Genomic DNA, 6,577 nt, shown 5'->3' on the forward strand with positions numbered 1-6,577 from the left:
TCGGTGGAGGCGGCGCTGGCCGGACGGCGGCGAGCGGCGTCGTCGGCGATGATCACGGTCGCCACCATCAGCGCGACGCAGAGGCTGAACAGCCAGGAACTGTCCGCGACCAGCTTGGCGGAGACGGGGGCCTGCACGGCGGCGAGGAGGAAGCCGAGCCATGCCAGGCGACGCTGACGCGTGGTGAGGTAGCCGGAGCCCTGATGCATTCCGAAAGTCTTGCGCGGGACGCCGCGATTGCCGTCAGCCGAACGGCCGATTCTGGCCGACCTGTCCGCAACATCACCCATTCGGCCTACTGCACACCGTGTGTGCCCGGTGTCAGAGCGTGTCGGGGCCGGTGCGGCCGGTGGTGGAGGGGCGGTACGCGCGGTCCGGGTCGGTGGGCTCACGACCGGTGCCCGGGATCTCGGCGCCCCGGTCGACCGGCTCGGGGCCATGCCCGAAGGCGGCCTCCTCACCGGCGTCGTTGGCGGTCACGTCGTCGGCCTGCCCGTCCAGGGACGATCGGGCGACGGCCCGATCCAGCTCCTTCGCCGACAGGCGGTCCTCGTTACGCCACACCCTGTCCTCGCCCCTGTCCTCGCCCCTGTCCTCGCTCATGCCCTAACCCGTACCCCCGCCCCACCCCCACAAACCGCCCCCTCGCACGTGTTGACCATGAAGTTGTTGCCGCGACACGCCAGGTGGACTGACAACAACTTCATGATCAACGCAGTTGGCCGCCGGTGGGCGGCGGCCAACTGCACGGGTACGGGGGGTTGGTCAGGGTTGGGGACGGTCGACCTTTCCGCGCCAGGCGCCGGTCTCCTGGCCGCGGCGCTCGATGAACTGCTTGAAGCGTTGCAGGTCGCCCTTTGCCCGGCGGTCGATCACGCCGAGCTTGTCGCCGGCCTGCTCCATTACGCCGTGCGGGTCGAACTCCAGCTGGAGGCTCACCCGGCTGCTGTTCTCGTCCAGCCGGTGGAAGGTCACCACTCCGGCGTGCTGGGTGCCGCCGGTGGAGCGCCAGGCGACCCGCTCGTCGGGCAGCTGCTCGGTGATCTCGGCGTCGAACTCGCGCTTGACCCCGGCGATCTCGACCGTCCAGTGGGTCATCGTGTCGGAGAGCTGGCGGACCTCCTCCACGCCCTCCATGAAGTGGGGGAACTCCTCGAACTGCGTCCACTGGTCGTACGCCGTCCGTACCGGGACGGCCACATCGACATGCTCCGTAACGCCACTCATCAGCATCCCTTTCTGCGCCGGCGGGGATCGGCGGACCCGGAAAACGGCCCGCCTACCAGCGCGTTGTCTCGTTCTTGTGTCCGAGCGCCGCCCACACCTCGGACACCGTCTGGTAGCGGGTGTCCTCGGGCAGGCGCTCCAGCTCGGCGAGCACGTCGGCGGGGGCCTCGTTGTCCCGCGCGTTGGCGAGCAACGCGGCCCGGTCACCGGGCAGCGCAGTCATCGTGATGAACCGCCCGAGCCGGCTACGTGCCTCGACGTCGGAGGAGGTCATTCCCTGCGGGGTACCGCTGCGCAGGTCGCCGGCCGGAGCGGTGGTCGGCTCCGGCTGGTCCTCACCCGCGGGCTCCGGCACCCGGAACTCGTCGACCCGCGAGCCACCGGCCCCCGGTCCCTGCACGAGACCGTTGACCTCCTGGCTCATCTGCTCGTCGACCCTCGGTGAGTGCTTGCTGCTGCCGCGTTCCATGCCTTCTGCGCTACCCGAGGGGGCGGGTGGTAAACCCGGCAAGCCGTCACGAACCGGCCGGTGAACGGGGTTCCAACACCGGTTCCTCGGTGTCGGCCGCACCCGACTGGAGCAGCCGGCCGCGCTGGAGTTCGGCGTTGATCTGCACACCGAGCATCAGCGCCGAGTTGGACAGATAGAGCCAGACCAGGAAGGCGATCACCGCGCCCAGGCTGCCGTAGGTGGTGTCGTACGAGCCGAAGTTCGCCACGTACAGGCCGAAGCCGAAGGAGCCCAGCGCCCAGGCGAGCAGGGCCACCGCACCGCCGGGGGTGAGCCACCGGAACCTCGGCTGGCGGACGTTGGGCGCGGCCCAGAACAGCAGGGAGAGCAGCAGCATCGCGATAAGCGCGAGCGCCGGCCACTTGGCCACCGCCCAGGCGGTACGCGCCGCGTCGCCGGCGCCCACCAGGTTGCCTACCGCGTCGGCCACCGGGCCGCTGACGATCAGGCCGGCCGCCACCGTGGCGAGCATGACAAGCGATAGTGCCGCGAGACCGAGCTGCGTAGGGCGTAGCCGCCAGACGGGTCGTCCCTCGGTGACGCCGTAGATCGTGTTCGACGCCCGGGTGAACGAGGCGATGAAGTTCGAGGCCGACCAGAGGGCACCGAGCAGACCGAAGCTGAGCAGGACCCCGGCCGAGCTGTTCTGCTCCACCACCCCCCGGATCACCCCGACGAACCCCTCGTTCGCCACCACCGAGCCGGCGCCGATGTCCCGCGCCAGGTCGAGCACCGTGTCGACGGTGCGTTCCCCGTCGGAGACCAGCCCGACCAGGGCGACCACCACGACGGTGGAGGGGAAGAGCGCCAGCACCCCGTAGTAGGTGAGCGCGGCGGCCCAGTCCGTGCAGTTGTCCCGCAGATAGTTGCGCCCGCTGCGGACCAGCACCCCCCGCCAGGTGGGCCAGTGCAACTGGCGGATGCCGGGCAGCGGCGAAACCGGCGCGTCGGTGGTCGAGGTCTCGGGGGTCGTCGTCGCCATCTGTTGCTCCTGTCGCCGGCCGGCGCGTGCGCCGCGCGCCGGGTGCCCGCGCCGGTACCCGGCGCCGTCCGCCGGCAAACCGGCTGGCAGACCGGCTGGCAAACCGGACGGTGTTTGCCGGGCCCGGGGTGGGGAACGCCAGGGGGAATGGCTCGCACACGGAGGAGGATCGAGATGCCCGGGCGCGAGGTACTGCCCAGCACGCTGCGGCGCTCCCCGGAGAAGGCCCAGCGCACCTGGGAGAAGACGCACGACTCCGCAGTCGAGACGTACGGCGAGGGGGAGCGGGCCCACCGGACCGCCTTCGCCGCCGTGAAGCACGAGTTCGAGAAGGTGGGCGACCACTGGGAGCCGAAGGGCCGCAAGGGGCCGAGCGACGAGCAGGCCGCCGGCGGCGGTCCGGCCCGGCGGGCGCCCACCGCCGGTGGGGTCGACGCGAACGCCCCCAAGGAGCACCTCCTGGAGGTCGCCCGCAGGCTGGACGTGCGGGGGCGATCGAGCATGACCAAGCCGGAGCTGGTAAAGGCCATCCAGAAGGCCAACGACCGGCAGACCGCCAGGGCGCGCGGCGACTGACCGCGCCGTCGGCGACGGGCCCCTGATCCGGGCGTACGGCTCGGGCCAGGGGCCCACACGCTGACCGTGGTGCCAGCGGTGGCGGCTCGGTTCACCAGTGGCCGCCGCCGGGTGCCTCGATGTGCACCGCCTTCACGGCGGTGAACTCGTCAAGCAGCTCGGGGCCGTAACCGAAGCCCTGGCCGCTGGCGCGGCGCGGGTGGGCGGCACCGGCCGGGGCCCCGCCGAAGACGGCGTTCACCTTGACCGTGCCCGCCGGGAGTTCCCGCCAGGCCCGCTGGGCGTGGCTCATCGAGCCGGTCAGCACCGTCGCGGCCAGCCCGTACGGCGAGTCGGCCGCGCACTTGAGCGCCTCGCTGAACGAGTCGACCACCACCACCGGCGCGACCGGACCGAAGGTCTCCTCCCGGACCAGCGCCATGTCGTGCCGGCAGTCGTCCACCACGGTGGCGGGGTAGAAGGCACCCGGGCCGTCCGGCAGCGTGCCGCCGACGCGGACCCGCGCGCCCTCGGCCACCGCAGCGGTGACCTGCCCGTGCACCTGGTCGCGGTGCCGCCGGTCGACAAGCGGACCCAACTCGGTGTCGGGCTCCCGACCCGGTCCGAGCCGCAGCGCGGCGGCCCGGTCGACAAGCGCGGCCACGAAGTCCTCGGCGATGTCCCGGTGGACGTAGATCCGCTCCACCGCCACGCAGATCTGCCCCGCGTTGGCGAAGGCACCCTGGGCCGCCTGGGTTGCCGCCCAGATCGGATCGACGTCGGCGTCGACGATCAGCGGGTCGCTGCCGCCATTCTCCAGCAACGCCTTCGCACCGGTGGTGGCGGCGGCGGTGGCGATGGCCCGACCGGTGACGCTGGAGCCGACATGCGCCACCACGTCCACCTCGGCGGCGGCGAGCGCCGCGCCGCTCTCGGGCCCGCCGGTCAGCAGCGACAACACCCCGGCCGGCAGCGCGGAATCCAGCGCCCGGGCCAGCAGCCAACCGGTGGCGGGGCTCCGCTCGCTCGGCTTGTGCAGCACCACGTTTCCGGTGACCAGGGCCGCGCCGAGCAACCCGCACGCGACGGCGACCGGGTCGTTCCAGGGGGTGATGACGGCGACCACACCGCGCGGCTGCGGGGTCATGAAGTCGAGCGCGGCGGAAGCGCCGTGCAGCGTACGACCGCCCCGGGCCGGGGCGAGTTCGGCGTACTGCCGCAGGGTGGCGATGCCGGCCTCGACGCCGCCGCGCGCGTCGGCAAGGGGCTTGCCCATCTCGGCGGTGGTGGCCTGGGCCAGTTCGTCGGCGGCCTCGGCCACCGCGTCGGCGGCCCGGCGCAGCGCGGCGGCCCGCTCGGCGGGAGCCGTCTGCGCCCACTCCGCCGCCACGCCCCGGGCCGCCGCCACCGCCTTGCCCACCTCGTCGGCGGTCGCCACCGGCGCGCTGGTCACCCGGCTGCCGTCGGCCGGGTCGTGCACCACAAGTTCACCGGCCTCGCCGCCGGCCCCCCACACGCCACCGATCAGCTGCGCAACCGTGTACATGGGCGCTGGATGCCCCGGCCCGGAGCGGACAAACGTTTCACCTGGCCGTCTCTGGGGTAGCGGCCTTGGATGATCTCGCGGGGCTTGACCGGTGCCGAGCAGGCCGATGCCGTTGTCGTCGGTGCGGGACACAACGGCCTGGTCGCGGCGAACCTGCTCGCCGATGCGGGCTGGGACGTGGTGGTGCTGGAGGCGACCGAAGTGCCGGGTGGCGCGGTCCGCTCGGCCGAGGTCACCGCCCCCGGCTACCTCAGCGATCTCTACAGCTCCTTCTACCCGCTCGGCTACGTCTCGCCGGTACTGCGCGGGCTGGACCTGGACCGGCACGGGCTCGCCTGGCGACACGCCCCGGACGTGCTGGCCCACCTCTTCCCCGACGACCGCGCGGCACTGCTCAACCTCGATCCGGTGGTCACCGCGGCCTCGCTGGAGACGTTCGCGCCCGGCGACGGCGAGCGCTGGCTGGCCGCGTACGCGCAGTGGCGGCAGATCTCCGGGCCGCTCACCGAACTGATCACCACGCCGTTCCCGCCGGTCCGCGGCGGCCTGCGGCTGCTGCGCCGGCTGCGGACCGGCGGCGCGTTGCGGCTGGCCCGACGGATGGTGCTGCCGGTACGCCGGCTCGGCGCGGAGATGTTCGCCGGTGCGGGCGGTCCGGCGCTGCTGGCCGGCTCCGCCCTGCACACCGACCTGTCACCCGAGGAGGCCGGCTCCGGCCTGTACGGGTGGCTGCTGGTCATGCTCGGCCAGCAGGTCGGCTGGCCGGTGCCGGTCGGCGGCGCGCAGCGGATCACCGACGCGCTGGTGGCCCGGCTGACCGAGCGGGGCGGTCGCATCGAATACGGCGCCCGGGTGGAGCGGGTGCTGCTGGCGCGGGGCCGGGCGATGGGCGTCCGTACCGCCGGGGGAGAGCTGTGGCGGGCCCGCCGGGCGGTGCTGGCCGACGTGCCAGCGCCCGCGCTCTACCTGGACCTGGTCGGCGCGGCGGCCCTACCGCCCCGGCTGGTGACCGACCTCGAACACTTCCGCTGGGACGGCTCGACGGTGAAGGTCGACTGGGCCCTCTCCGCACCGGTGCCGTGGACCAACCGGCAACTGGCCACCGCCGGCACCGTGCACCTCGGCGCGGATCTCGACGGGCTCACCGACTACGCCGCCACGCTGGCCCGGGGTCAACGACCACACGATCCGTTCCTGCTGGTCGGGCAGATGTCGGTGGCCGATCCGAGTCACTCCCCGCCGGGTACCGAGTCGCTCTGGTCGTACACCCATCTGCCGTTCCGGCAGCACTGGCGGGCCGAGGAGATCGCCGCGCACGTCGAGCGGATGGAGGCGGTGCTGGAGGCCGCCGCCCCCGGCTTCCGGAGCCTGATCGTCGGCCGGCACGTGGCCAGCCCAGCCGAGCTGGAGCAGGCCAACCCCAGTCTGGTCGGCGGTGCCCTCGGTGGTGGCACCGCCGCCCCCTACCAGCAGCTGTTCCTGCGCCCGATCCCCGGCCTGGGTCGCGCCGACACGCCGATCGATCGGCTCTTCCTGGCCAGCGCGTCGGCGCATCCCGGCGGCGGGGTGCACGGCGCACCGGGCGCGAACGCAGCCCGGGCGGCCCTGGCCCGGGACCGCGCGGTCACCGGCGAGTTCTACCACCGGGCGGTGGCCACCGCCCACCACGCCATCTACCGCTGACGGCCGCCCCACCCCGCCCGCCGCCGCCGTTGATCATGAGGTTGGCGGCAGTTTGAAGATCAACTAGTGCCGT

General features: G+C 73.1%; 8 protein-coding genes. 2 read left to right on the forward strand and 6 right to left on the reverse strand.

Annotated elements, in window-relative coordinates; all coding sequences use genetic code 11:
• From AC507J_RS31955 to AC507J_RS31975, 5 genes are all read right to left on the reverse strand, one after another.
• A partial coding sequence (locus AC507J_RS31955) for a hypothetical protein (RefSeq protein ID WP_496294251.1) occupies positions 1–209 on the reverse strand: 209 nt, incomplete at its 3' end.
• A gap of 112 nt (positions 210–321) precedes the next feature.
• Entirely contained in the window at positions 322–603 is a 282-nt protein-coding gene (locus tag AC507J_RS31960) for a hypothetical protein (protein ID WP_496294252.1), read from the reverse strand.
• A gap of 162 nt (positions 604–765) precedes the next feature.
• Positions 766–1,227, reverse strand: a complete 462-nt coding sequence (locus AC507J_RS31965) for an SRPBCC family protein (RefSeq protein ID WP_496294253.1) — start codon at positions 1,225–1,227, stop codon at positions 766–768.
• A 52-nt stretch (positions 1,228–1,279) separates the two neighbouring features.
• On the reverse strand, positions 1,280–1,696 hold the full coding sequence (locus AC507J_RS31970; RefSeq protein ID WP_496294254.1) for a DUF2795 domain-containing protein: 417 nt from the start codon (positions 1,694–1,696) through the stop codon (positions 1,280–1,282).
• Between the two features lie 46 nt (positions 1,697–1,742).
• On the reverse strand, positions 1,743–2,720 hold the full coding sequence (locus AC507J_RS31975; protein ID WP_496294255.1) for a YihY/virulence factor BrkB family protein: 978 nt from the start codon (positions 2,718–2,720) through the stop codon (positions 1,743–1,745).
• Positions 2,721–2,894: 174 nt separating this feature from the next.
• Between AC507J_RS31975 and AC507J_RS31980 the strand changes: the two genes are divergently transcribed.
• The gene (locus AC507J_RS31980; protein WP_496294256.1) at positions 2,895–3,296 is read left to right on the forward strand and encodes a ChaB family protein; all 402 of its coding nucleotides are present in this window, start codon (positions 2,895–2,897) and stop codon (positions 3,294–3,296) included.
• Positions 3,297–3,387: 91 nt separating this feature from the next.
• Here AC507J_RS31980 and AC507J_RS31985 read toward each other — a convergent pair whose 3' ends face one another.
• Positions 3,388–4,821: an aldehyde dehydrogenase family protein gene (locus tag AC507J_RS31985; protein WP_496294257.1), complete on the reverse strand. Its 1,434-nt coding sequence runs from the start codon at positions 4,819–4,821 to the stop codon at positions 3,388–3,390.
• A 69-nt stretch (positions 4,822–4,890) separates the two neighbouring features.
• Between AC507J_RS31985 and AC507J_RS31990 the strand changes: the two genes are divergently transcribed.
• The gene (locus tag AC507J_RS31990) at positions 4,891–6,504 is read left to right on the forward strand and encodes a phytoene desaturase family protein (RefSeq protein WP_496294258.1); all 1,614 of its coding nucleotides are present in this window, start codon (positions 4,891–4,893) and stop codon (positions 6,502–6,504) included.
• Positions 6,505–6,577 lie beyond the last annotated feature (73 nt).

It is taken from the genome of Micromonospora sp. PRAS1 (assembly GCF_059553435.1).